Origin of the sequence: Nocardia sp. NPDC004860, assembly GCF_040609015.1 — a bacterium.
GTDB lineage: Bacteria > Actinomycetota > Actinomycetes > Mycobacteriales > Mycobacteriaceae > Nocardia.
In genome coordinates this window covers 223,477-248,411 of record NZ_JBEXJI010000010.1, presented here as the reverse complement: position 1 = coordinate 248,411, position 24,935 = coordinate 223,477, and the positions used below count along the sequence as shown (strand labels likewise).

Sequence of the window (24,935 nt, the reverse complement as noted above, 5' to 3'; positions counted from 1 at the left end):
TGTACCCCGAAGGGCCTTACCGCTCGACTTGCATGTGTTAAGCACGCCGCTAGCGTTCGTCCTGAGCCAGGATCAAACTCTCCGTTGAAGACTCTCGATCAACCCCGAAGGGCGAATCAGAAGAATGTTCGCAGAGTCCGAAAACCTAGCGATAAAAACGCCAGCTGGAAATTAGCTGACTTAAATGTCCGACCCCATCACACGGGGGGTGTGAGGCCGGAACCAAATTTCAAAATTTGGCACTGACATTCATCGACACACTATTGAGTTCTCAAAGAACACACGCACAAGCCATCTCCCGGGCGGTAAGCCCGTTCGATCAGCTAGGCAACTTATCAAGCTTAGCTCGCATCATGCAGCAGACCAAATCTGCTGGTCAGGTGGAACTAGTGTGATCATCAGGCGCTCCTCGTCCAACCTCGTTTCCCAGGCCCTTGGGGCTCCGGGTCGGTGTCCGTGTCGCTCTGACCTGGAATAAGTTACGTGTTGCGACGAACCAAAGTCAAATCGGCTGTCTACCTGCGCTTTTCCGGCACATCGGATGAGTGGCACGAACGCGTCGAAGAGCGCGCGGCTCCGAATACCTCCCCACAACACTGCCTATGGGTAAGCAGGTCTCGTGGCCGCAGCTGTTCGGGCGCGGACGGAGAGTCGCGAGGATCGGTCCGGAGTTCTGTATGCGGTGTCGCAAGCGACCGACGCCGCGCGAGCCGGCGACGTCGAGACCGCGGCACTACTACTGCGGGAGGCCGGACGGCTGGCGGCGAGAGACGACCGCATCGCGGGCAATCCCGCTGTCCATCTCGCCGGAAATCGACCGCTGCGGGCCGCGTTGACAAGCATCACGGCAGCAACGATCGTCGGAGTGCGCCGTCTGACGGGGTTCTGTGCGTCATCTCGGTCTTACCCAAGATGGTTGGCCCGGGCTCACCAGGCTCCGGGTCGGGACGAAGGAGTCTGCGTGAATTCAACGGTGGGCGAGCGCACGCCCGGCGATCAGGTGGGTGGGGCGGACGGCCTCGTCTATGTCGTGTTCATTACCGCTGCGGCGGCCATGGGTGGGTTTCTGTTCGGGTATGACAGCTCGGTCATCAACGGTGCGGTCGAGGCGATCCGGGACCGTTACGACATCGGGTCGGCGACATTGGCGCAGGTGGTGGCCATCGCATTGATCGGGTGCGCGGTGGGGGCGGCGATCGCGGGGCGGATCGCGGACCGGATCGGGCGCATCTGGTGCATGCGGATCGCGGCGACACTGTTCACCTGTAGTGCGATCGGGTCGGCGCTGCCGTTCGCGCTGTGGGATCTGGCGATGTGGCGTGTGATCGGTGGCGTCGGGATCGGGATGGCGTCGGTGATCGGGCCCGCGTACATCGCCGAGGTGTCGCCGCCGGCGTATCGCGGGCGGCTGGCGTCGTTCCAGCAGGCGGCCATCGTGATCGGTATCGCCACTTCACAATTGGTGAACTTCGCGATTCTGAAGATGGCGGGCAGTGAGCAGCGCGGTCACATCGCGGGGCTGGAGGCCTGGCAGTGGATGCTCGGGGTGATGGTGGTGCCGGCGGCGCTGTACGGGTTGTTCTCGTTCACCATTCCGGAGTCGCCGCGGTACCTGATCTCCATCGGTAAGACCGACAAGGCCAAGGAGGTGCTGGCCCAGGTCGAGGGCGGCAAGGGGAATCTGGACGAGCGGGTGGCCGAGATCGAACAGGCCATGCACAGTGAGCACCGGTCGACGTTCAAGGATCTGCTGGACGGCGGGTTCGGGTTCCTGCCGGTGGTGTGGATCGGTATCGGGCTGTCCGTGTTCCAGCAGCTGGTCGGCATCAATGTCGTCTTCTACTACTCGGCGACGCTGTGGCAGTCGGTGGGCATCGACCCGTCCAGTTCGTTCTTCTACTCGTTCACCACCTCGATCATCAATATCGTCGGCACCGTGATCGCCATGGTGCTGGTCGACCGGATCGGGCGGAAACCGCTGGCGCTCATCGGATCCACGGGCATGGCGATCTCGCTCGCGCTGGAGAGCTGGGCGTTCTCCTACAAGTCCGGGTCCGGGGAGAGTGTGAGCCTGCCGCACACCCAGGGCATCGTGGCGCTCGTCTCCGCGCACTGCTTCGTGCTGTTCTTCGCCATGTCGTGGGGTGTCGTGGTGTGGGTGCTGCTCGGCGAGATGTTCCCCAACAGGCTGCGCGCCGCCGCGCTCGGTGTGGCCGCGTCGGCGCAGTGGATCGCCAACTGGGTCATCACCGCCAGCTTCCCCAGCCTGGCCGACTGGAACCTGTCGGGGACCTACGTCATCTACACCGCCTTCGCTGTCCTCTCGATTCCCTTCGTGCTCAGGTGGGTTCCGGAGACGAAGGGCAAGGCACTGGAAGAAATGGGCTGACCCGCTATTTGAGGATCTTGGTGATCTGGCCGGCGCCGACCGTTCGGCCGCCCTCGCGGATGGCGAATTTGAGACCGATCTCCATGGCGATGGGTTGGATGAGGACCACCTCCATGGAGACGTTGTCACCCGGGAGGACCATCTCCACTTCTTTCGGAAGCGTCACCACGCCGGTGACATCCGTTGTGCGGAAGTAGAACTGGGGGCGGTAGTTGTTGAAGAACGGGGTGTGGCGGCCGCCCTCCTCCTTCGAGAGGATGTAGGCCTGGCCTTCGAACTGGGTGTGGGGTGTGACCGAACCCGGCTTGATGACGCACTGGCCGCGCTCCACGTCTTCGCGGCGGACACCACGCAGGAGAAGGCCGACATTCTCTCCGGCTTGGCCCTCGTCCAGCAGTTTCCGGAACATCTCGATGCCGGTCACGGTGGTCTTGGTGGTCTTCGGGCGGATGCCGACGATCTCCACCTCCGCGTTGACCTTCAGGACGCCGCGTTCGATGCGGCCGGTGACGACGGTGCCGCGGCCGGTGATGGTGAAGACGTCCTCGATCGGCATGAGGAAGGGCTTCTCGACCTCGCGGGTGGGGGTGTCGATCCAATCGTCCACGGCGGCCAGGAGTTCGGTGACGGTGTCGCCCCACTCGCCGGTCGGGTTCTCCAGCGCCTGGTAGGCGGAGACGCGGACGATGGGGGTGTTGTCGCCGTCGAATTCGTACTCGCTGAGCAGGTCGCTCACCTCGAGTTCGACCAGTTCCAGGATCTCCTCGTCCTCGACCATGTCGCACTTGTTCAGTGCCACCACCATTTTCGGGACGCCGACCTGGCGCGCCAGGATGACGTGCTCCTTGGTCTGCGGCATCGGGCCGTCGGTGGCGGCGACCACCAGGATGGCGCCGTCCATCTGGGCGGCACCGGTGATCATGTTCTTGATGTAGTCGGCGTGGCCGGGGCAGTCGACGTGCGCGTAGTGGCGGTTCTCCGTCTGGTATTCCACGTGGGCGATGGAGATGGTGATGCCGCGCTGCCGTTCCTCGGGGGCCTTGTCGATGGCCTCGAAGGGTGTGAAGGGATTCAGGTCCGGATATTTGTTGTGCAGGACCCTGGTGATCGCCGCGGTGAGAGTGGTCTTGCCGTGGTCGATGTGGCCGATGGTGCCGACATTGACGTGCGGCTTCGTCCGCTGGAACTTCGCCTTCGCCACTGGGAACCTCCTGTGCGCCCGCGCGATTCGAGAGGGCACCGGAGGGTGGGAACACCGCGAAGTCATGCCCGACGGCGGTGTCTTTTCCAGGGTATTCAGCTGCTGACCCGCACAGGTCGAGAACAGCCCGAACCAGACGTACAGGACTGTTGACGGGTGGGGTTCCGCTCGGCGAGTCCCTGGGAGACGCGCCGAACCCGCCTCGGGTGAGCAGGGGAAGTAACGTGGGCGGTTATGACAGCTGTTGCAGATCGTTCGCTCGGACCGGAACTCGTACGCACCGTGGCCATCGGGCAGGCCGACGTCCTCGTCATCGGCCTCACCTCGACGGATGACGGGCCGGAGATCGCGCCCGCCGACGCGTTCGACGATGTGCTGGACGGCGAGACCCGGGCCGCGCTGCTGACTGCGCTGCAGGCGGTCGGGGCCAAGGGGAAGGGCGAGGAGGTCACGCGGGTGCCGGCTCCGGCCGGGCTGGGCGTCGACTACGTGCTGGCGGTCGGGCTCGGAGCCGAGGACAAGCTCGACGCGGAGCAGGTGCGCAAGTCGGCCGGTGCGGCCGGGCGGGCACTGACCGGGGTCGCGACCGCGGTCACCACACTGTCGGGGCTCGACCTCGGCGCGGCGGCCGAGGGCTTCTACCTGGGCGCGTACCAGTTCACCACGTTCAAGTCCGCCAAGACCGCGCCCAAGGACGACGATCAGCCGGTCAAGCGCGTCGAATTCCTGGTTCCCGAACCGGGATTCGGGGAAGAGGCGCTGTTCCGGGCGCAGGCCGTCGCCGAAGCCGTCGCCACCGCGCGGGATTTCGTGAACACCCCGCCCAACGATCTGTTCCCGGCCGAATTCGCCAACCGCGCAGCGGAATTGGCCAAGGCCGCGGGCCTGCAGGTGGAGATCCTGGACGAGAAGGAACTCGAATCCCAGGGCTACGGCGGCATTCTCGGCGTCGGCAAGGGCTCCTCGCGGCCGCCGCGGCTGATCCGCATCACCTACGCGGGCGGCGACCCCAAGGTGGCGCTCATCGGCAAGGGCATCACCTTCGACACCGGCGGCATCTCCATCAAGCCTGCGGCGAACATGGAGAACATGACCTCCGACATGGGCGGCGCGGCGGCGGTCATCGCCACCACGCTGCTGGCGGCGCGACTGAGCCTGCCGCTCACGGTCATCGCCACCGTGCCCATGGCCGAGAACATGCCGTCGGCCACCGCGCAGCGGCCCGGTGACGTGCTCACCCAGTTCGGCGGGACCACCGTCGAGGTCATCAACACCGATGCCGAGGGCCGGCTCATCCTGGCCGACGCGCTCGTACGCGCGGGACAGGACGAACCCGACTACGTCATCGACGTCGCCACCCTCACCGGTGCCCAGATGGTCGCGCTCGGCACCCGTACCCCGGGCGTCATGGGCACCGACCTCTTCCGCGACCGGGTGGCCCGCATCTCGCAGGCCGTCGGCGAGAACGCCTGGGCCATGCCGCTTCCCGCGGAACTGCGCGCCGACCTGAACTCCAAGATCGCCGACCTGCAGAACGTCGCGCCGCACCGGTGGGGCGGCATGCTGTCGGCCGGGCTGTTCCTCAAGGAGTTCGTCTCCGAGAGCGTGCAGTGGGCGCACCTGGATGTGGCCGGTCCCGCCTACAACACCGGCGGGCCGTTCGGCTACATCGGCAAGGGCGGCACCGGCGTCCCGGTACGCACCCTCATCGCGACCCTCGAGGACATCGCCGCCGAATAGCGAACAGCGGCAGTCGCACACGGACGCCCGCCCCGCTCGATGCGGGGCGGGCGTCGTCGTTCGGCGCGGCCGGACTCGCGCCGGACGTTCCGGAGCCCGGCGTCAGAGGTCCTGAGCCGCGCGGCGTTCGAGGATGCGGCGGCGCGCTTCATAGTCGCGCATGCGCTGGGGGTAGCCGACTCGGCGGGCGTCGTAGACGGGGATGTTCAAGGTGGCGGACAGGCGTCGCGCGCCGCGCTCGCCGACCGCGCGGCGGGTCCACGACCCGTCGTGGGCGACCAGGACGACCGAGACATCGGACACCGTCGTACGCGGCTCGACGAAAGCCTCCACGCCGTAATGGCTTCGGGTCCAGGCGGCGAGATGCGCCATCGCCTCGGGGTCGGCATCACCCCGGCGCGCGGTACCGCTGCGCCCGAACAGATCCAGGAAACCCATCCCCGGCTACCTCCTCTCCGGCCACGGAAAGACCGCCGGATAATTCGATAGTGCCAGCCCCCGGACCGTTCGCCAGTCCCCCGGCCAACCCCTAAGCAGCCCCACAGAATCCGTTCAGGCTCAGCTCAGCCCAGCACCGGCTTCCGCGCCCGGGGACGATCGCAGAAACGCGATTTGACGAGCCCGGTGGCGCACTCGGCAATTCAGAGCCGGTGAGGCGATGCCGCGCAAGCCAAATCCATGCGCCGCCACGAGAGACATGCGAACGGGCGTTCGCGCGCACCGACGGCACCCATCAACATTGAGGCGAAGCCGTCGGCATCCTGCACGCCCTCAACCGATTCACCGCTCCCCCGCGAATTCAGCACTCCCCACCCCGCAACCGCCACACTCCTCGCGGGCGCCCCGGCCATCCGGTCCGCGGGCGTCGGCGGCGCGGTCAGCTAGCTGACCGCTATCCCGCTCGGCGCGACCTCGACTCCCATCTACCGGCACCCCGAAAAGCGGTGCCGCGCGCAAACGTGATACGTCTCATGCCATTCCCGCCAATTCACGCTCACGCCAGGGAGATCTCTTGCTCACGCGGGGGATCGCGGCACTGAGAGGTCGGCGCAACGGCCGCCCTGTGACACGCCGCACCCGGACGAGTGCAAGGATGGGTGGCTGGAACAAGAACCAACACGGATCTCCGGTGCCACAGAATGATCGGTGGCCGTCGGGACGACACCGCGACCCGCGGTGCCACTCCCGCTGAGAGACGAACTGTTTAACCCGACGAGCAGTCAGAGGAGTCAACGGACATGACCTTCTCCGTCCAGATGCCGGCTCTTGGTGAGAGCGTCACCGAGGGCACTGTGACCAGGTGGCTGAAGCAGGAAGGAGACACGGTCGAGGTCGACGAGCCGCTGCTCGAGGTCTCCACCGACAAGGTCGACACCGAGATCCCGTCCCCGGTCGCAGGCGTTCTCACGAAGATCGTCGCCCAGGAGGACGACGTGGTCGAGGTCGGCGGCGAACTCGGCGTGATCGGTGAGGCCGGTTCCGCTCCGGCCCCGGCCGCCGCCCCGGCGCCCGCCGCCGCTCCTGCCCCGGCGCCCGCGCCGGCCCCCGAACCCGCCCCGGCCCCGCAGCCGGTCGCCGCCGCTCCGGCGCCGGCCCCCGCCGCGCCCGCCCCGGCCGCTGCCGCCTCCGGCACCCCGGTCAAGATGCCCGAGCTCGGTGAGTCCGTCACCGAGGGCACCGTCACCCGCTGGCTGAAGCAGGTCGGCGACCAGGTCGCCGTGGACGAGCCGCTGCTCGAGGTCTCTACCGACAAGGTCGACACCGAGATCCCGTCGCCGGTCGCCGGCACCCTGCTGGAGATCTCCGCGCAGGAGGACGACGTGATCGCCGTCGGCGGTCAGCTGGGCGTCATCGGCAGCGGCGTTGCTGCGGCCGCGCCCGCACCGGCCCCCGCGCCCGCTCCGGCTCCCGCGCCCGCTCCGGCGCCTGCCCCGGCTCCCGCGCCCGCCCCGGCTCCGGCCGCTGAGGCTCCGGCGCCCGCACCGGCCCCCGCCCCGGCTCCGGCTCCGGCTCCCAAGCCCGCTCCGGTTCCGGCCGCGGCCACCCCGGCCGAGGAGCCCTCCACCAACGGCGGCCCCTACGTGACCCCGCTGGTGCGAAAGCTGGCCGCGGAGAACAACGTTGACCTCGCGACCCTCACCGGTTCCGGTGTCGGCGGCCGCATCCGCAAGCAGGATGTGCTCGCCGCCGCGGAGGCCAAGAAGGCTCCGGCCCCCGCCGCTGCCGCGCCCGCCGCTCCTGCTCGGGTCGCCCCGGCCGCTGCCGCGCCCGCACCGCGGCCGTCGCTGTCGCACCTGACCGGCACGGTCCAGAAGGCCAGCCGCATCCGGCAGATCACCGCGACCAAGACCGTGGAGTCGCTGCAGACCACCGCGCAGCTCACCCAGGTGCACGAAGTCGACATGACCAAGATCGCCGCGCTGCGCAACCGCGCCAAGGCCTCGTTCAAGCAGCGCGAGGGCGTGAACATCACGTTCCTGCCGTTCTACGCCAAGGCCGTCATCGAGGCGCTGGCCGTGCACCCGAACGTGAACGCGTCCTACAACTCCGACACCAAGGAGATCACCTACCACTCGGTGGTCAACCTGGGTATCGCGGTCGACACCGAGCAGGGCCTGCTCTCGCCGATCATCCACAACGCCAACGACCTGTCGCTGGCCGGACTGGCGCGTGCCATCGCCGATATCGCCAACCGGGCGCGCACCGGTGGCCTGAAGCCGGACGAGCTGGCCAACGGCACCTTCACCATCACCAACATCGGCTCGCAGGGCGCTCTGTTCGACACCCCGATCCTGGTGCCGCCGCAGGCCGCCATGCTGGGCACCGGCGCGATCGTCAAGCGCCCCATGGTGATCAGCGACGACGGCAACGAGTTCATCGGCATCCGCTCGATGGCCTACCTGCCGCTCACCTACGATCACCGCCTCATCGACGGCGCCGACGCGGGTCGCTTCCTGACCACCGTCAAGCACCGGCTGGAGGAGGCCGCGTTCGAGGGTGACCTCGGGCTCTGATGCCGGATACGGGCGGCAGGATTGATCGGATGAAGGTCGTGATCGCCGGTTCGTCCGGACTGATCGGGACGGCACTCGTCGCGGCTCTGCGCCGCGACGGGCACGAGGTCACCCGCCTCGTGCGCCGTCCCGTGCACGCCCGCGACGAATTCACCTGGGACCCTGTCCGTTCCAATCTGGACGAACGTGCGCTGCGCGGCGCCGACGCCGTGGTGAACCTCTGCGGCGCGGGGATCGGGCAGCGGCGCTGGACCGGCAGCTACAAACAGGAACTGCGCGACAGCCGCATCGTCCCCACCGACGTGCTGGCCGCCGCGGTCGCCGCCGCGGGCGTGCCGACGCTGGTCAATGCCAGCGGCGTGCACTACTACGGCGGCGCTCACGGCGACCGCGTCGTCACCGAGAGTTCCCCCGCCGGAACGGGTTTCCTGGCCGGCCTGTGCGCCGACTGGGAGGCCGCAACCGAGCAGGCCGCCGACGCCGGGGTGCGCACGGTGCTGCTGCGCTCGGCGGTGGTGCTGGCCCGGCACGGCGGCATGCTCGGAATGCTGTATCCCCTCTACTATCTCGGCCTCGGCGGGCGGCTGGGCAGCGGCCGCCAGTACGTGCCGTGGATCTCCCTGGACGACGAGGTCGGCGCGATCAGCTACGCGCTCACCCACGAAAGCCTTTCCGGCCCGGTCAATATGGTCGGTCCCGCACCGGTCACCAATGCGGAGTTCACCCGCGCGCTGGGCCGCGTCATGCACCGGCCGACGCCCCTGATGGTGCCCGCCTTCGCGCTGCGGCTGGCCGTGGGCGAGTTCGCCGAAGAGGCAATCCTGCACGGCCCCAGGGCCATTCCCACCGCGCTCGAGGCCGCCGGATACCCCTTCCAGCACCCCACCATCGGCGCGGCACTGTCCGCGACGCTCGGTCAGTCCGGCTGATCCGGTCCGTTGCGGTGGGCGCGGCGCACGTCACAGCGGGCCCGTCGATACCGTGTGGAACGTGACCAATCATCCGTCCGACCTGCTGGTGCGGGATGCGCGCGAGAGCGATCTCCCCGAGATCCTGGTGATCCACAACAACGCCATCGCCGAGACCACCGCCATCTGGGATACCGAACTCGCCGACCTGGACGAGCGCAAGGCCTGGTTCGCGGCGCGGACCGGAGCCGGACATCCGGTGCTGGTGGCCGAGATCGACGGCAAGGTCGCGGGGTACGCCAGTTACGGGCAGTTCCGGCCGAAGTCCGGCTACCGGTTCGCTGTCGAGAACTCGGTGTACGTGTCAGATATATTCCAGCGGCGCGGAGTCGCCACGGCGCTGATGACCGAGCTGCTGGCTCGGGCGCACCAGGGCGGCGTGCACACCATGATCGCCGCGATCGAGTCGAGTAACCGCACGTCGATCGCCCTGCACGAGAGATTCGGGTTCCGGATCGTCGGGCAACTGCCGGAGGTCGGGCACAAGTTCGGCCGCTGGATGGATCTCACACTGATGCAAACCGTTCTCGATGAAGGGGTAACGTCGCAGCCGTGAGCACGAGCAGTACGGCCACCGCACCGTTACCCAGCGCGGTATCGGCCCGCTTCGACGGCACACCCCTTACCGTCGAAAATCTGGGCCTCATCGACTATCAGGAAGCCTGGGAGCTTCAGCGCGCCATCGCCACCGAACGCGCCGACGGCATCGGGCAGGACCGGCTGCTCTTGCTGGAACACCCCTTCGTCTACACCGCCGGCCGGCGCACCGAGCCGCAGGATCTGCCCTTGGACGGCAGCCCGGTCATCGAGGTGGACCGCGGCGGGAAGATCACCTGGCACGGACCTGGGCAACTGGTCGGCTATCCGATCATCCGGCTGGCCGAGCCCGTCGACGTGGTGGCCTACGTGCGCCGGCTGGAGGAAGCGCTCATCGCCGTCTGCGCACAGCTCGGACTGGAAACCGGCCGGGTGGAAGGCCGTTCGGGCGTGTGGGTGCCGGCGACGGAGTCCCAGCCCGAGCGCAAGGTCGCGGCCATCGGCGTGCGCGTCCAGCGCGGGGTCACCCTGCACGGCATGGCGCTGAACTGCAATTCCAGCCTGGACGGCTTCAATGCCATTGTGCCGTGCGGGATTCGCGATGCCGGGGTCACCACCCTGAGCCGCGAACTCGGGCGCGAGGTCACCGTCGACGAGGTGCGTCCGCTGGCAGCCGATGCGATCGCGCGCGCCCTCGATGGCGATCTGAAGGTGGCCGACCACACCATCTCCCACTGCGTGAAGGCGTCGGCCGAATGCCCGGAACCGCTTCCCGCATCGACGACCGATCAGCTCCCGGTGGTGCCGCGAACCGTGCCCGCCAAGGCCGAATGATCATGAGCGTAGGGTGAACCAAGTGACCTCTGTCGATACCCCGGCATCCGATAACACGGCCGCACCCAATGGCCGCAAGCTGCTTCGCATCGAGGCTCGCAACGCCGAGACCCCGATCGAGCGCAAGCCCTCGTGGATCCGCACCCGCGCGACCATGGGACCCGAGTACACCGAGCTCAAGGGTCTGGTGAAACGCGAAGGGCTGCACACGGTTTGCGAGGAAGCCGGGTGTCCCAACATCTTCGAGTGCTGGGAGGACCGCGAGGCCACCTTCCTCATCGGTGGTGAGCAGTGCACCCGCCGCTGCGACTTCTGCCAGATCGACACCGGCAAGCCCGCCGCCCTGGACCGGGACGAGCCGCGGCGCGTGGCCGAGAGCGTGCAGGCCATGGGGCTGCGCTACTCGACCGTCACCGGCGTCGCGCGCGACGACCTCGAGGACGGTGGCGCGTGGCTGTACGCCGAGACCGTGCGCGCCATCAAGCGGCTCAACCCGCACACCGGCGTCGAGCTGCTGATCCCGGACTTCAATGCCGTGCCCGAGCAGCTGGCCGAGGTCTTCGAGTCACGCCCGGAGGTGCTCGCGCACAACCTGGAGACGGTGCCGCGCATCTTCAAGCGCATCCGGCCGGCCTTCCGCTACGAGCGGTCGCTGGCGGTCATCACCGCCGCGCGCGAGGCCGGTCTGGTCACCAAGTCCAACCTCATCCTGGGCATGGGCGAGACCCCGGAGGAAGTCACCCAGGGCCTGCGCGACCTGCACGAGGCGGGCTGCGACATCATCACCATCACCCAGTACCTGCGGCCCTCCCCGCGCCACCACCCGGTCGACCGGTGGGTGAAGCCGGAGGAGTTCGTGGAGCACTCCAAGGCCGCCGAGGCCATGGGCTTCGCCGGGGTGATGGCCGGTCCGCTGGTCCGCTCGTCCTACCGTGCCGGTCGCCTGTACGCCCAGGCCATGCGCCACCACGGTCGCGAGATCTCTCCGGAGATGGCCCATCTCGCCGAGGAGGGCAGCGCGGCGCAGGAGGCGACCAGCGTGCTGGCGCGCTTCGGCTCCTAGCCGACCGAATTCGTGGCCCGGACGCACCGTCCGGGCCACAGTCGTTTTGCGGCACCTCGCCAGGTGAACGCCGGGTATCGGCGCGCCATCCAAATCGGTTCGGTCGATTCGTGGACGCGTGCGCGGCGCTGGTGGGAAGCTCGAAGGACCGCATTGATCGACCCCGGGAGCGAGCCATGGTCGAGCGAACGACGACGTCGCAAGGTGTCAACGGCAGGGTGGTCGTGGCCGAAAGGCCGGCCGATATACGGAATGTGGTGCTGGTAGGGCACAGCGGGTCCGGAAAGACCACGCTGGTGGAGGCGCTCGCCGTGGCGGCCGGGGCGGTACTCCGGGCCGGGCGGGTCGAGGACGGTACCTCCGTCTCGGACTACGACGACATCGAGCAGCGACAACACCGGTCCGTGCAACTGTCGGTGGTGCCGATGGGCTGGGACCACGTCAAGGTCAATCTTCTCGACACCCCCGGCTACGCGGATTTCGTCGGGGAACTCAGGGCCGGTCTGCGAGCGGCGGACGCGGCCCTTTTCGTACTCTCCGCCGCCGCGGGCGTGGAGGGCGTGAGCGGGGCGACGCTGGCACTGTGGGAGGAGTGTGCGCGCGTCGGCATGCCGCGCGCCATCGTGCTCACCCATCTGGACACCGCGCGCGCGGACTTCGAGGACATGACCGAGACCTGCCGCCAGATTCTGGGCGGCGGGCGGGCGGAAAGCATACTGCCGCTGCATCTTCCGGTGTACGGGCCCAAGGGCGCCGACGGGCACCGGCCGGTGACCGGGCTGATCGAACTGCTCACCCAGCACGTCTACGACTACGCCACCGGCGAACGCGTGGAAACGCCAGCCTCCGAGGAGCAGCGGGAACAGCTGGAGGAGGCACGCAACCGGCTCATCGAGGGCATCATCGCCGAGAGCGAGGACGAGACCCTCATGGACCGCTACATCGGCGGCGAGGAGATCGACCTGGCCACACTGGTCACGGACCTCGAGAAGGCGGTGGCGCGCGGCAGTTTCCATCCGGTGCTGATCGCCGCACCGCCGCCGGAGGGCGCGCGGCAGGGGCTCGGCACGGTGGAGATCCTGGATCTGATCACGCGCGGATTCCCCACGCCCGCCGAACATCCCGTGTCGGCGACCGGGTCCGGCGGCAAGGCCGCCGCGCTGGCCTGCGATCCCGCCGCGCCGCTGGCCGCCGAGGTGATCCGCACCGCCTCCGATCCCTATGTGGGCCGGTTGTCGCTGGTGCGGGTGTTCTCGGGCACCCTGCACGCCGACGACACCGTGCACGTGTGCGGGCACGGACAGGGCGACAACGGTGACCACGATGCCGACGAACGCGTCGGCGGGGTGTCCGCGCCGTTCGGGAAGCAGCAGCGGCCGCTGCCGCAGGCCATCGCCGGGGACATCGTGTGCGTGAGCAAGCTGTCGCACGCCGAGACCGGGGATACGTTGTCCGCCAAGGATTGCCCGCTCATCATCGAGCCGTGGTCCATGCCCGATCCGCTGCTGCCGGTGGCCGTGAAGGCGCACAGCAAGGCCGACGAGGACAAGCTCTCGCAGGGCCTGTCCCGGCTGGTCGCCGAGGATCCGACGGTGCGGCTGGAACAGAACCCCGACACCCATCAGCTGGTGCTGTGGGTCCTGGGCGAGGCGCATCGCGATGTGGCGCTGGAACGGCTGCGGTCCCGGTTCGGGGTGCAGGTGGATGTCATCGACCACCGGGTGGCGCTGCGCGAGACCTTCGCCACCCCGGCGTCCGGGCGCGGGCGGCATGTGAAGCAGTCCGGCGGGCACGGGCAGTACGCCATCTGCGAAATCGAGGTGGCGCCGATCCCCGAGGGGTCCGGGATCGAGTTCGTGGACAAGGTGGTGGGCGGAGTCGTTCCGCGCCAGTTCATTCAGTCGGTCGAGAAGGGCGTGCGCGCTCAGGCCGCGCGCGGTGTGGCGGCCGGATATCCACTCGTTGATGTGCGGGTGACGCTGTTCGACGGGAAGGCGCACTCGGTCGACTCCTCCGACGCGGCCTTCCAGATGGCCGGGGCGCTGGCCCTGCGGGAGGCGGCCGGAGCGGCGCGCATCAACCTGCTGGAGCCGATATCCGAAGTGCACGTGGTGGTTTCGGACGACTACGTGGGACCGGTGCTGGTCGATCTGTCCAGCCGTCGCGGCCGGGTGCTGGGCACCGAGCCGGTCGGGCTGGGGCGCACCGCGATTCGCGCGGAGGTGCCGGAGCTCGAGCTCAGCCGTTACGCCGTGGACCTGCGTTCACTGGCGCACGGCGGGGCCACCTTCACCCGTGCCTACGCGCGGCACGAGGCCATGCCCACCCAGCTGGCGGAGTCGATGCGGGACAAGGCCAAGAGCGCGAGCTGAATCCGGGGCCTGGTGGGCCGAGCCACCCGGCGAGGTCGCGCGGGCGGTGGGTGGCCGATGACCGAGCGGCACACCCACCGGTTCGTATTCTGTCCAGCAAGCCGGTCGTTCCGGCTGCCACCGATCCCACTGGGTGAGACGAACGCCGCTACAGCGGTACCGACCGCTCGTCATCCCGGTGATCCCGTCGCGAACCGGGTGTCCCCGGCCATTAAGCTGGACGCCATGGCAGCAGGCAAGGGCGGTAATCCGTCGAAGGAAGCGAAGGCCGCGGCGAAGGCGGCGCGCAAACAGGCGTCGAAGGAGCGCCGCCAGCAACTCTGGCAGGCATTCCAGATGCAGCGCAAGGAAGACAAGCTGCTGCTGCCGCTGATGATCGGCGCCTTCGTCGGCGTGACCGTGCTGTTCCTGGTGATCGGCCTGATCTTCGGATTGCAGTGGTTCCTGCTGCCGATCGGTCTGCTGCTGGGCGCGCTGGCCGCGTTCATCATCTTCGGCCGCCGGGTCCAGAAGAACGTGTACGCCAAGGCCGAGGGTCAGGCCGGCGCGGCCGCCTGGGTGCTGGACAACCTGCAGGGCAAGTGGCGCGTCTCCCCCGGCGTCGCCGCCACCACCCAGCTCGACGCCGTGCACCGCGTGGTCGGCCTGCCCGGTGTCATCCTGGTCGCGGAGGGTTCGCCGCAGCGCGTGAAATCCCTGCTCGCGCAGGAGAAGAAGAAGGTCTCCCGCCTGGTCGGCGATACCCCGATCTACGACGTGGTGATCGGCAACGAGCAGGACCAGGTGCCGCTGAAGGAACTGCAGCGCTACCTGACCAAGCTTCCCCGCAATATCGACGCCAAGCGCATGGACCTCATCGAGGGCCGGCTGTCCGCGCTGGCCACCCGTGGCGGCCCGGCGCTCCCCAAGGGCCCGCTGCCGAGCGGCGCCAAGATGCGTGGCGTGCAGCGCAGCATCCGCCGCCGCTGACCCACCGGAACCTTCGAGGCCCGCGTCCCCAGGACGTGGGCCTCGTTCGTTTCGAAATGCGTTCGGCCACAAGGCCTGACGCTCTCGCGCCGGCGGGGTCGTAGCGGAAGATCAGCCGACGTAGCGGGAGAGGAAGCGGACGACGTCCGGCGTGACGGTGCGCCAGTACTCGTCGGCGTGGGTGCCCGGGGTGACCAGGCCGACCTCGGGGCGGGCGGTGGCGATGTAACGGCGGCAGCCCTCGATGAAGCGGTCACGGTCGCCGCACCACACGCCGACGGGGGCCGGGCCCGCCTTGTCGAGGTTGCGCAGCGGGTCGAGTGCCGCCCACTGATCGGCGTCGATGAAGGCGTTCCGTTTGGCCATTTCGGTCCACGAGGTGAGCAGCCCCGGCGACATGGTGGCAACCGCGTTCAGCGGCCGGCCCTGCTCGAAGCGGCGGCGCGAGTACACCAGCGCGCCGAAGCCGCCCATGGAGGTGCCGGTGCAGGCGAACGGCAGGCCGCCCGGTGCGCCCAGGCGGCGCTGCGCCAGCCAGCCGGGAACCTCGTTGAGCAGCATGGACATTGGATCGTCGCCGGTGCCGTGGTCGTGCCAGTAGTTGTCGCCGCCGTCGAGGGCCACGAAACCGAAGGCCGGGGACAGCCGGGTGGCGACGCCGGCGGCCAGCACGTCGCCGATATTGCCGACGGCCGCGGTGCGGGCGGTGCCGTGCAGGCCGTGCAGCAGCAGCGACACGGGCAGGTTCTCGGTCGGGACGCCGGGCGGCAGGATGGTGACCAGGTCCACGTCGCGGCGGCGGGCGGCCGAGTAGACCCGTTCCACCCGGACGACGGGAGTGATGCCGGCCGCGGTCTGCCCGATCTCCGCCGGGTCGACCGCCGCATTACCGCCCGCGCTGACGGCCGCGCACGCGCCGGCCAGGCCGAGCAGCCCGGTGGTCGCGAACAGGGACCGCCGGCTGATTCTCCACGCGGCAGCCGGGTAGCCCTCGACCATCGATCCTCCATCAGCACAACATCAGCTATCTGCCCGACGGCAGCCTGGCGGCTGCGTCACGGCAAATCGCCGTCACCATACCGATCCAAAGCAAACTGCGGTGAACATTTGGCAACGTCCTGTCGCACACTGCACCAACAGCATCGCAGGTCACAGGCCCGGCGCAGGCCGACGCACGCACTGTGCTGGGTTTCGAATCAATCCGCGCGGAAGTCCGCGGCGGGGGTCAGCGGCTGTAGACGAGGGCGGTGCCGGTGGCGCGATCGTGCATGCCGCGGCCGTCGCTGTCGGTGAACAGGGCGGGGATGACGAACAGCAGGATGAGTTGCCGGACCAGGGCGCGAATGAAACCGACCGGCGCCTCGGCATCGACCCGGCTGACCCGCAGCTTCAGGAAGTACTGGCCGGGCGTGAAGCCGAACAGCGTGACCGCGGCGATCCCCAGCACGAACCACACCAGCAGCGTCGGCGTCGACAGCGCCTGGGTGATGACCTCGAAGTGCGAGGGCGGTTGCTGGCCCTTCGGAATGGTCATCTTCGAGATGATGTGCTCGGCATCGGGCCGCACGATGATCGCGGCCAGGCCCATCGAGATGAACCAGTCGACGAGCAGCGCCAGGACGCGGCGGGTGAAGGGGGCGAGCGCGCCGCGTCCGGACGGCGGCAGGCCGAGTTCCTTGCCCTGGTAGTCACCGGGCGGGTTGTCTCCGGATTCGGCGTTCGGTCCGGACAGCCAGGAGCCGGTGATACGAGCCATGGGCCCAGCTTATGCGGCGTCGGCGGGCCGGTTTCGCGCCCCTGCCGGTCGGGGTCCGAGGACGGAACCATATATGGGTGCGTCCTAGCTGTTCACCCGGTTCCGGACAGACGCGCGATCGCTCGGCATCCGAGATTGCCAGGTGGATGCCGGACGGTGAGGATTGTCACGATGGCCCGGCTGGAGTTGGCAATTCCCCTGATTTTTCAGAGTCTTAACAGTCGCTTCGGGCAGGTCGGTGGCAGGATGTCCCTGCTGGTCGAGCATTGCTCGGCGACCGCTGCGGCGTCTTCGCGAACCCGGGGGCACCGCCGAACCCCCGGCCAGCAGTGCGTGTAACACTGGCGAAACACAGCCTTGATTGCAGGGAAACACCGCGTCCATACCGTGTGGTCGCGACGAACCCATGCAGTCACCACTGGCTGGGAACCGATCCGTAAGGAGTACTAAGTGGCGTTCAGCACGGCCGACGAGGTCATCAAGTACATCAAGGAGGAGGAGGTCGAATACGTCGACGTTCGGTTCACCGACCTCCCCGGTGTGCAGCAGCACTTCTCGATCCCGGCGAAGGCGTTCACCGCTGATCTCGCCGAAGAGGGCCTCGCCTTCGACGGTTCGTCGGTGCGCGGCTTCCAGTCGATCGACGAGTCGGACATGCTGCTGCTGCCCGATTACAGCACTGCTCGGATCGATCCCTTCCGTGCCGCGAAGACGCTGAACATGAACTTCTTCGTGCACGACCCGTTCACCCGCGAGGCCTACTCCCGCGACCCGCGCAACATCGCGCGTAAGGCCGAGGAGTACCTGCGTTCGACCGGCATCGCCGACACCTGCTACTTCGGTGCCGAGGCCGAGTTCTACATCTTCGACTCGATCCGCTACGACTCGGCCATGAACGGCGCCTTCTACGAGATCGACTCGATCTCGGGCTCCTGGAACACCGGCGCCGAGTACAACGCCGACGGCACCCCGAACCGTGGCTACAAGGTCCGCAACAAGGGTGGTTACTTCCCGGTTGCCCCGTACGACCACTACGTCGACCTGCGCGACAAGATCTCGACCAACCTGCAGAACGCGGGCTTCGACCTGGAGCGCGGCCACCACGAGGTCGGCACCGCCGGTCAGGCCGAGATCAACTACCGCTTCAACACCCTGCTGGGCGCCGCTGACGACCTGCAGCTGTTCAAGTACATCGTGAAGAACACCGCGTGGCAGGAGGGTAAGACCGTTACCTTCATGCCGAAGCCGCTCTTCGGCGACAACGGCTCGGGCATGCACGCCCACCAGTCGCTGTGGAAGGACGGCAAGCCGCTGTTCCACGACGAGTCCGGCTACGCGGGCCTGTCGGATCTGGCGCGTCACTACATCGGCGGCATCCTGCACCACGCCCCGTCGCTGCTGGCGTTCACCAACCCGACCGTGAACTCCTACCACCGTCTGGTGCCGGGCTACGAGGCCCCCATCAACCTGGTGTACTCGCAGCGCAACCGCTCGGCCGCGATCCGCATCCCGATCACCGGCTCGAACCCGAAGGCCAAGCGCATCGAGTTCCGCGCGCCGGACTCCTCGGGTAACCCGTACCTGGCCTTCGCCGCCATGATGATGGCCGGCCTGGACGGCATCAAGCGCAAGCTGGAGCCGCTCGCCCCGGTCGACAAGGACCTCTACGAGCTCCCGCCGGAGGAGGCCAAGAACATCCCGCAGGCCCCCACCTCGCTGGCGTCGGTCATCGACCGCCTCGAGGAAGACCACGACTACCTCACCGAGGGTGGCGTGTTCACCGAGGACCTGATCGAGACCTGGATCGACATCAAGCGCACCCAGGAAATCGCGCCCGTCAACCTGCGGCCGCACCCGTACGAGTTCGAGCTGTACTTCGACGTCTAAGCCTGACCTGCGCGTATACGCCTGATTCGGGCGTACGGTACGTAGTAGACGCAAAACGAAGCGGCGGTGGCCATCGTTCGATGATGGCCACCGCCGCTTCGTGTGTCCTGCCTGTCACCCGTTGTGTCCGCCCCGTCTCCTGGGCGTGTCCACCCGTCTGTTCGGGTGGACACTGCTGTGTCCTTACTGCGCGATAAGGAGACAGTCAGGACACCGAGGAGACAGCGGAGTTTCTTCGGTGAGGCTGCGCAGGTCTTCCGGGACCTCGGTCAGCCCAACGAAATTGACCGCTTCGCTGACCGCTCGATTCAGGAATGCCTGGACCAGCGGCGCGCACGAAGGGGCGGCCTCGGCCAGGCCGCGATGGCTACCGCCTTCCTGCAGCGCAATGAGATCGAGGCGGCGGCTGAACGAGCTGAGGTCGTTGTTCAACTGACCTCGACGGTCAACTATTCGCGGTGCCTCGAGGCCGTCACCGACCTCCAGCGGAAGCTGAAGCCGTATGCGGCAGTCCCGCAGGCACGTTCAGAGCCCCTTCGATTGGCCGACTTCGATGAGGTGGCCGTCGGGATCACGGATGTAGGCGCGGAGTTCGTAAGGGTGGTCGACCGGTTCTGTCAGAAAATCCGCACCTCGGGCGGTCCATTCGCGCTGCGACCGGTAGATGTCGGCGACGCGGATGTTGAGGAAGGCGCTGACCGTGTCGGGGTCTTGCGGGGTGGTGAGGGTTACGGTCGGTTTGTCCGCTGTCGGACCGCCGCCGTCGTTGAGGATCAGCCAAGTATTGGCCAACTGCAGGATGACGGGGTCACGGTCGTGCACAACCTGGGCGCCGAACACAGTCCGGTAGTAGTCACGCGATCTGTCCTGGTCGGAGACGACGAGGAAATGGGTGACCACGAAACCGTCGCGCGGGGGAAACTCGAACTGTTGTGAAGTAGTCATGGATCGCCTCCTCTAGCTTGCAGCTCGGGTGCGGTCACAGTCTCGACCGATGCATAGTACCCGACCCAGCCCCAGCATCACTTTGTGATGTAGTGCCTGTCTTCGCTGGTAGTGAGCGGGTTTTGCCTGGTGTTGAGGTCTTCGTTGCCGTGTCGGCCAGCGGAGCAACCAGGTGGGGTGCCGACCACAACTGGGGCTGGTCGCGCTGGCGACAACACCAAGCCCGGCCTTTCCCACTACGCGCCTCGGGAACCCTCTCGAACCATCAACAACCGTCAACAGGGAACCCGCGGGTCAGCCCACTGGTACAACGTGGCCACAACCGCAAAGGCCGAGGTGGCAGCCCGAGCTGTACTTGGACGTGTAAATCTTCGGGTCGCAAGCGATCTCAGGAGCCCCAACCGCATCGCGGTTGGGGCTCCGTCCTTTTTCGAGCCGCTGCCCGGCCTCTTCCGGACGCTGCAGGCAAGGAAATTCGCGTATGATTGCGTGAGATTTACTGGGACACAAAGGCATTGATGATGGTCCAGGCGTGGTCCCGGTGGGTGGGGCGGGAGGTTCGGTGGGTGGGAGGAACCGTGGGTAGGACTGCGGGGGACGCGTAAGCACCCCTAGCGTCCCGGGCTGTGAAAACCAAACATTTTGCACGACTTCGTGTTTCAGTGTTCGCTGTGACTGCTCTCGCCGCCGCGGTGCTCGGTGTGGGAGGGCTGCCGACGGCCGTGGCCGCGCCGATCATGCGGGCGGATGCCACTCAGATCACGCTGCAGGGGGCGGTGAATGTCCGGGATGTGGGCGGGTATGTCACCTATACCGGGGATCCGACGCGGTCCGGCAAGGTGATTCGGTCCGATGCGCTGAACAAGCTGACCGATGCCGATGTCCAGAAGCTGGGCACGCTGGGCATTCAGAAGGTGATCGACTTCCGCACGCAGGCCGAGGTGCAGGCGCAGGGTGCGGACCGGCTGCCGGCCGGGCTGACCGCGGTGGCGCGGCCCATCGACGACGGCGGCATGTACATCAAGATGGCGCAGGCCATCGGATCCAAGGATCCGGTGCAGCAGCAGGCCGCGCTCGGGGACGGCAAGGCCGAGCAGATGATGAAGGACGCCTATGTCAGCTTCCTGAGCGCGGATTCGGTGGCCAAGTTCGGTCAGACCATCAAGGACATCGCGGCCGCCAGCGGGGCGACGCTCTACCACTGCACGGCGGGCAAGGACCGGACCGGCTGGATGACGTATGTGCTGCTGCGCGCGGTAGGTGTACCGGAGACCATCGCGCGCAAGGACTACCTGCTGTCCAACCAGTACCGTGCCGCGGCCGACGCCGCCCAGCGGGCCCAGCTGAAGGCGGCCGGGATCATGCAGAACCCCGACCTGCTGATCCCGCTGCAGGTAGTGAGTGACGAGTACCTGGACACCGCCGTCAACCAGATGAACCAGCAGTACGGCGATTTCGACCACTTCCTCACCAAGGGCCTGGGCCTGGACGCCGGCACCATCGTCCGCCTGCACCACAACCTGGTGGGCTGAGCTCACCACAGCCGAGCCCCGTCGCAGCGGCTGCGGCGGGGCTCCGGTCATCCGGAGAGCGGCTCGCGGCCGGGTTGCGGCCCGATCCGCGCGAGTAGCAGCAGCCGCCCGATTCGGGTATCGCGCTACCCGTGTCGGTGCGACCGGTTCGGCGCAGGATCGTAGTCGTCACAACCCTGTTCGTCACTCATTTCGGGAGGGATGCACCATGAAGCGTCTCTCGGAACGCCGACGGCTCACTGCCGCGGAGTTCGAGACCTGCGCGGGCGAGTTCGAGCGGAGCGGTCGGTCCGGAGCCGCGACGACGCCACAGCGGACCGGTCGCGGCGTGGTCGCACTGCCGCGCCGGGGACGCGGCGAGCACGCACCGGAGCAATTGGCCGGATTCCTGCCGAAGGATATGCCGGTTCATACCCGCCCACACACGGAAACCGTTGCACTGTATGCGCATTCGCGCAGACTCACCGGCGACTGCCGGCCGCCGTCCGTATCTTCCGGCCACGGCCGGCACCTGCTGACCGACCACACCTGGCCGTGGATTCTGACCGGGCGGGTCACCACCAGTGACGGCATGGCGGGATCCGGCGTGCTGGTCGGCGCCCGGCTCGTGCTGACCGCGGACCAGCTGCGGCCGAGCGAGAGCATCGCCCGGGGCAGCTGGTGGATGACCTTCTCGCCGCACTTCGACAGCGGCGCCGATCCGAACGCGCCGTTCGGTTCGAGCGATGTCAGCGATCTGGCGCACTACAACGCCGGGCGCGACACCGAATACGGCGCCGGGCACGACTTCATGCTGTGCCGGTTGTTCGAGCCCATGGGCTATCAGCTCGGGTTCCTGGGCGCCACCTCGTTCGCGGACGACTGGCGCGGGCTGCAGGTCTGGCACAGCATCGGCTACCCAGCCGACATGGGTGGCGGGACGCGTCCAGCGGTACGAATCAACGAGAGCGTGGAACACGATCACGAAGACGACAACGGCTGGTACATCGAGGCCGAGGCGAGCCTCGATCCCGGCAATGCGGGTGGGCTCTTCTTCTCCTGGTTCGACGACGGCCATGTCCGGCTGTGCGGTGTCGTAGCGGCTGCGGAGAGCGACGGCGGCGATCTCGACCATGCCCTCGTCAGCGGCGACGACATGGTGTCCCTGATCAATTGGGGTCGCGCCACCTGGCCCGAGTGAACCGGAAGCGCCGGGCATGCCCCGCCCGCGGCCAGATCAACGGCGGGGCGGCGCGGCGAACGCGGACAGGTCCAGGGCGGTGGTCTCGGTCCAGCCGGTGGCGCGCAGGTCGTCGGGGGTGGGGACGCCCAGGGCCTCGTGCAGGCCGCGGGCGGCCGAGCGGGCCAGGTCCTCGAAGCCGGTGCGGGTGATCGGCCAGTGCATGGTGCGGCGCCAGTTCTCGATTTCGTGCTGGAGGGTGGGCGCGGTCCAGCCCAGCTCGCGCAGGAGACGGTGGGCGGTCTCGGAAATCGGTTCGGCGAGATAGTAATTGCCGGTGAGTTCGGCGGAGAGTTTGATGTCGAACTGCTGGAATTGCACATAGCGATTGCCGGTGGCGGCGAGGATGACGGTGGCGCGGGAGGGTAGTTTCGCAAGGCAGCCGGCCAGGCCGTGCACAAACACGTCCCAGTCGGTTGTGACAACTTGCAGGGGCTGGCTCCGGGTGCCCATCGCGGCCGATCATACGCCGTCAAAACACGGCGTCGGCGAAAAACCGTGGCGCCCAGTCCGATCAGCGGAAACCGCGGCGGCGTCGACTGGAGGACCGTCGCGGTTTCCGGGTGATCGGCTTACCGCTGGTGGGGCATCGGGGCGGGGCCGAGTACGGCGAGGGGTGTGCGGGCCAGCATTCGCTCGTCGATTTCCCACGACGGGAGCAGCTGGCGGGCAAAGAATTCCCGCACCCGCCGCGACATCGAGTCGGAGACCGGAATCGACGCGGCCGGCGCCGGAGCGGCCATTGCGTTCATTGCACTCCCCTCGCCGGGTGAGATGTTCGACAATTCATTCTGCCCATCGAACATCGGTGTGGCCGTTAATCTCTCGTGAATATTTGCTCGCCGGCGCGCGGATTGACGATTCCCCGACGGCCGCTCTTCAGCCGAGCATTTCGAGATTCAGGTCGCTCAGCAGATCGGGGTCGGCCAGCATTTCGATGGCGGTGATGCGGCCGTCGACGACGGTGAAGTCGAAGACGACGCGCGGGGTGCCGCCGGTCGACCACACCAGGCCGGCGAGGCCGTCGATGAGGGCCGGGCGGGCGGCCTTGGCGCGGCCCGCGAAGGTGGTCGCGACCGCCTGTGCGCCACGGACTTCGGGGTCCGCGCCCATGGTGACGCCGATGGCGTCGGCGCGCACCACCACGTCGGGGTCGAGCAGTTCCAGCAGGGCGGCGAAGTCGCCGCCGCGGGACGCGGTCAGGAAGGCGTCGACCACTTCCTGCTGGCGTTCGCGGTCGACGGCGATCTCGTCGACGCCGCGCACGCGTCGCCGGCCGCGGCTGGCGAGTTGCCGGGCGGCGGCGGGGGTTTTGCCGAGAATGGGGGCGATGTCCTCGAACGGGACGGCGAACATGTCGTGCAGGACGAAGGAGAGCCGCTCGGTGGGGGTCAGGGTGTCGAGCACCACCAGCAGGGCGGCGCCGATCGAATCGCCCAGCAGCGCTTCCTGTTCCGGGCCGAAGGTGGCTTCCGGCGCGTCGTAGTCCGCGAGCGCGTCCTCGCGCCGGGTACCGCGCGACTGGAGCATGTTCAGGCAGACGCGGGAGACGACGGTGGTGAGCCAGCCGGCCAGATTGTCGATCCCGTCGGTCTCGGAGCGGCTCAGTCGCAGCCAGGCCTCCTGGACGGCATCCTCGGCTTCGGCGGAGGAGCCCAGCATGCGCTGTGCGAGCGCCTGCAGCCGGCCGCGCTGCAACTCGAATTCCCGTGCCACCAGGTCCAGTTCGTCACGCTCGTTGCCCATTGCCGAAGTCTCCTCGATCACGACCGGTCGGTCCATCCGTACCGTGCGGGCGCGTCCGGAAAATCGGGGCCCACACCTCCACGACCGAGCAACCGGGCCGAATGTGACAGCGTCGATGAAATACCAGCTCAGAGGGGTCGAGATCCGGTTCACCGTGGCCCGCGGCGAGGATCCGATCATGGACGCCACCCACCACGTCGGCTATAACGGCAATGGCCGGAACGTCGGCCTCGACCCGCACGGCATAGCCGCCGCGTCGCCACGGTGGAAGGAGCAGACGATCGTGTCCTCGGAACTCTCCGACAACCCCGAACATTTCGAGGTGCGACCGGTGGGCCGGGTCCGTTCCCCGCTCACCGACCGCACCGGCGCACCGCGCCAGGCCGACGAGGACGCCCCACCCGCCGATATCGTCCTCGCCCCCGAATTCGCCGCGGCCGCAGCCGATCTGTACCCGGGCATGCGCGTCGTCCTGCTCACCTGGCTGCACGCCGGGAGCCGCGATGTGCTCGCGGTCCATCCCCGCGGCGACCGCACCCGGCCGCCCACCGGCGTCTTCGCCACCCGCTCCCCCGACCGCCCCAACCCGATCGGCCTGCACGAGGTCACCATCACCACGGTGTCTCCCGAGGTCCTCGGCGTAGCCGGCCTGGAAGCCATCGACGGCACCCCCGTCCTCGACATCAAGCCGGTCCTGGGCGGCATCGAAACCCGCTGACCGGCCCGGCTCGGGCGGGTGGGCGCGGGCCCGGCGTAGGTTGAG

At 68.0% G+C, this 24,935-nt stretch carries 22 protein-coding genes and 1 rRNA gene; 13 read left to right on the top strand and 10 right to left on the bottom strand.

Translation table 11 applies throughout. The features are described 5' to 3' along the window. Positions 1-88: ribosomal RNA gene (locus ABZV44_RS20905) — 16S ribosomal RNA — on the bottom strand; the annotation flags it as partial. A gap of 873 nt (positions 89-961) precedes the next feature. On the opposite strand from ABZV44_RS20905, the gene ABZV44_RS20900 reads away from it, so the two are divergent. Continuing rightward, a complete protein-coding gene (locus tag ABZV44_RS20900; RefSeq protein WP_354838491.1) occupies positions 962-2,389 on the top strand; it encodes a sugar porter family MFS transporter in 1,428 nt (475 codons plus the stop codon). 4 nt (positions 2,390-2,393) lie between these two features. Here the strand turns inward: ABZV44_RS20900 and tuf are convergent, their stop codons facing one another. Next, positions 2,394-3,590: an elongation factor Tu gene (gene tuf / locus ABZV44_RS20895; protein WP_354838488.1), complete on the bottom strand. Its 1,197-nt coding sequence runs from the start codon at positions 3,588-3,590 to the stop codon at positions 2,394-2,396. 234 nt (positions 3,591-3,824) lie between these two features. On the opposite strand from tuf, the gene ABZV44_RS20890 reads away from it, so the two are divergent. After that, positions 3,825-5,330 carry a leucyl aminopeptidase gene (locus ABZV44_RS20890; protein WP_354838485.1) on the top strand — a complete coding sequence of 502 codons (1,506 nt, stop codon included), beginning with the start codon at positions 3,825-3,827 and terminating at the stop codon, positions 5,328-5,330. 102 nt (positions 5,331-5,432) lie between these two features. Here ABZV44_RS20890 and ABZV44_RS20885 read toward each other — a convergent pair whose 3' ends face one another. Next, positions 5,433-5,768 (bottom strand): oxidoreductase, encoded by a 336-nt coding sequence (locus tag ABZV44_RS20885; RefSeq protein WP_354838482.1) that lies wholly within the window; start codon positions 5,766-5,768, stop codon positions 5,433-5,435. Between the two features lie 800 nt (positions 5,769-6,568). On the opposite strand from ABZV44_RS20885, the gene sucB reads away from it, so the two are divergent. From sucB to ABZV44_RS20850, 7 genes are all read left to right on the top strand, one after another. After that, the gene (gene sucB / locus ABZV44_RS20880; RefSeq protein WP_354838479.1) at positions 6,569-8,344 is read left to right on the top strand and encodes a 2-oxoglutarate dehydrogenase, E2 component, dihydrolipoamide succinyltransferase; all 1,776 of its coding nucleotides are present in this window, start codon (positions 6,569-6,571) and stop codon (positions 8,342-8,344) included. 29 nt (positions 8,345-8,373) lie between these two features. Beyond that, positions 8,374-9,273 carry a TIGR01777 family oxidoreductase gene (locus tag ABZV44_RS20875; protein ID WP_354838476.1) on the top strand — a complete coding sequence of 300 codons (900 nt, stop codon included), beginning with the start codon at positions 8,374-8,376 and terminating at the stop codon, positions 9,271-9,273. Between the two features lie 82 nt (positions 9,274-9,355). Further along, a complete protein-coding gene (locus ABZV44_RS20870; RefSeq protein WP_354838539.1) occupies positions 9,356-9,868 on the top strand; it encodes an N-acetyltransferase family protein in 513 nt (170 codons plus the stop codon). Continuing rightward, positions 9,865-10,683, top strand: a complete 819-nt coding sequence (lipB, locus tag ABZV44_RS20865; RefSeq protein ID WP_354838473.1) for a lipoyl(octanoyl) transferase LipB — start codon at positions 9,865-9,867, stop codon at positions 10,681-10,683. Before ABZV44_RS20870 ends, lipB begins: the two co-directional genes overlap by 4 nt. Before the next feature lie 22 nt (positions 10,684-10,705). After that, the gene (gene lipA / locus ABZV44_RS20860) at positions 10,706-11,746 is read left to right on the top strand and encodes a lipoyl synthase (protein ID WP_354838470.1); all 1,041 of its coding nucleotides are present in this window, start codon (positions 10,706-10,708) and stop codon (positions 11,744-11,746) included. Between the two features lie 176 nt (positions 11,747-11,922). Beyond that, positions 11,923-14,118 (top strand): elongation factor G-like protein EF-G2, encoded by a 2,196-nt coding sequence (locus tag ABZV44_RS20855; RefSeq protein ID WP_354838467.1) that lies wholly within the window; start codon positions 11,923-11,925, stop codon positions 14,116-14,118. A gap of 225 nt (positions 14,119-14,343) precedes the next feature. Next, complete coding sequence (locus ABZV44_RS20850; protein WP_354838464.1) at positions 14,344-15,087, top strand: DUF4191 domain-containing protein; 744 nt, start codon at positions 14,344-14,346, stop codon at positions 15,085-15,087. Positions 15,088-15,198: 111 nt separating this feature from the next. On the opposite strand, the gene ABZV44_RS20845 is transcribed toward ABZV44_RS20850, so the two are convergent. Both ABZV44_RS20845 and ABZV44_RS20840 read right to left on the bottom strand, forming a co-directional pair. Continuing rightward, positions 15,199-16,086 carry an alpha/beta hydrolase-fold protein gene (locus tag ABZV44_RS20845; protein WP_354838461.1) on the bottom strand — a complete coding sequence of 296 codons (888 nt, stop codon included), beginning with the start codon at positions 16,084-16,086 and terminating at the stop codon, positions 15,199-15,201. A gap of 226 nt (positions 16,087-16,312) precedes the next feature. Continuing rightward, a complete protein-coding gene (locus ABZV44_RS20840) occupies positions 16,313-16,843 on the bottom strand; it encodes an RDD family protein (RefSeq protein ID WP_354838458.1) in 531 nt (176 codons plus the stop codon). Between the two features lie 450 nt (positions 16,844-17,293). Here ABZV44_RS20840 and glnA point away from each other — a divergent pair, with 450 nt between their 5' ends. Further along, positions 17,294-18,730 carry a type I glutamate--ammonia ligase gene (gene glnA / locus ABZV44_RS20835; RefSeq protein ID WP_354838455.1) on the top strand — a complete coding sequence of 479 codons (1,437 nt, stop codon included), beginning with the start codon at positions 17,294-17,296 and terminating at the stop codon, positions 18,728-18,730. A 183-nt stretch (positions 18,731-18,913) separates the two neighbouring features. Here the strand turns inward: glnA and ABZV44_RS20830 are convergent, their stop codons facing one another. Continuing rightward, the gene (locus tag ABZV44_RS20830; protein ID WP_354838453.1) at positions 18,914-19,162 is read right to left on the bottom strand and encodes a hypothetical protein; all 249 of its coding nucleotides are present in this window, start codon (positions 19,160-19,162) and stop codon (positions 18,914-18,916) included. Positions 19,163-19,255: 93 nt separating this feature from the next. Beyond that, positions 19,256-19,675, bottom strand: coding sequence for a VOC family protein (locus ABZV44_RS20825; RefSeq protein WP_354838450.1), 420 nt, complete (start codon positions 19,673-19,675; stop codon positions 19,256-19,258). Between the two features lie 671 nt (positions 19,676-20,346). Between ABZV44_RS20825 and ABZV44_RS20820 the strand changes: the two genes are divergently transcribed. Together ABZV44_RS20820 and ABZV44_RS20815 are read left to right on the top strand one after the other, a co-directional pair. Next, the gene (locus ABZV44_RS20820) at positions 20,347-21,207 is read left to right on the top strand and encodes a tyrosine-protein phosphatase (RefSeq protein ID WP_354838447.1); all 861 of its coding nucleotides are present in this window, start codon (positions 20,347-20,349) and stop codon (positions 21,205-21,207) included. A gap of 208 nt (positions 21,208-21,415) precedes the next feature. Continuing rightward, positions 21,416-22,387 (top strand): hypothetical protein, encoded by a 972-nt coding sequence (locus tag ABZV44_RS20815; RefSeq protein ID WP_354838444.1) that lies wholly within the window; start codon positions 21,416-21,418, stop codon positions 22,385-22,387. 36 nt (positions 22,388-22,423) lie between these two features. Here the strand turns inward: ABZV44_RS20815 and ABZV44_RS20810 are convergent, their stop codons facing one another. The 3 genes from ABZV44_RS20810 to ABZV44_RS20800 form a co-directional block, all read right to left on the bottom strand. Next, on the bottom strand, positions 22,424-22,879 hold the full coding sequence (locus ABZV44_RS20810; protein WP_354838442.1) for a hypothetical protein: 456 nt from the start codon (positions 22,877-22,879) through the stop codon (positions 22,424-22,426). A gap of 119 nt (positions 22,880-22,998) precedes the next feature. Beyond that, positions 22,999-23,169, bottom strand: a complete 171-nt coding sequence (locus tag ABZV44_RS20805; protein WP_354838440.1) for a hypothetical protein — start codon at positions 23,167-23,169, stop codon at positions 22,999-23,001. Positions 23,170-23,305: 136 nt separating this feature from the next. Continuing rightward, positions 23,306-24,172: a sigma-70 family RNA polymerase sigma factor gene (locus ABZV44_RS20800; protein ID WP_354838438.1), complete on the bottom strand. Its 867-nt coding sequence runs from the start codon at positions 24,170-24,172 to the stop codon at positions 23,306-23,308. Positions 24,173-24,287: 115 nt separating this feature from the next. Between ABZV44_RS20800 and tsaA the strand changes: the two genes are divergently transcribed. Then, complete coding sequence (gene tsaA, locus ABZV44_RS20795; RefSeq protein ID WP_354838436.1) at positions 24,288-24,890, top strand: tRNA (N6-threonylcarbamoyladenosine(37)-N6)-methyltransferase TrmO; 603 nt, start codon at positions 24,288-24,290, stop codon at positions 24,888-24,890. Positions 24,891-24,935: the final 45 nt, after the last annotated feature.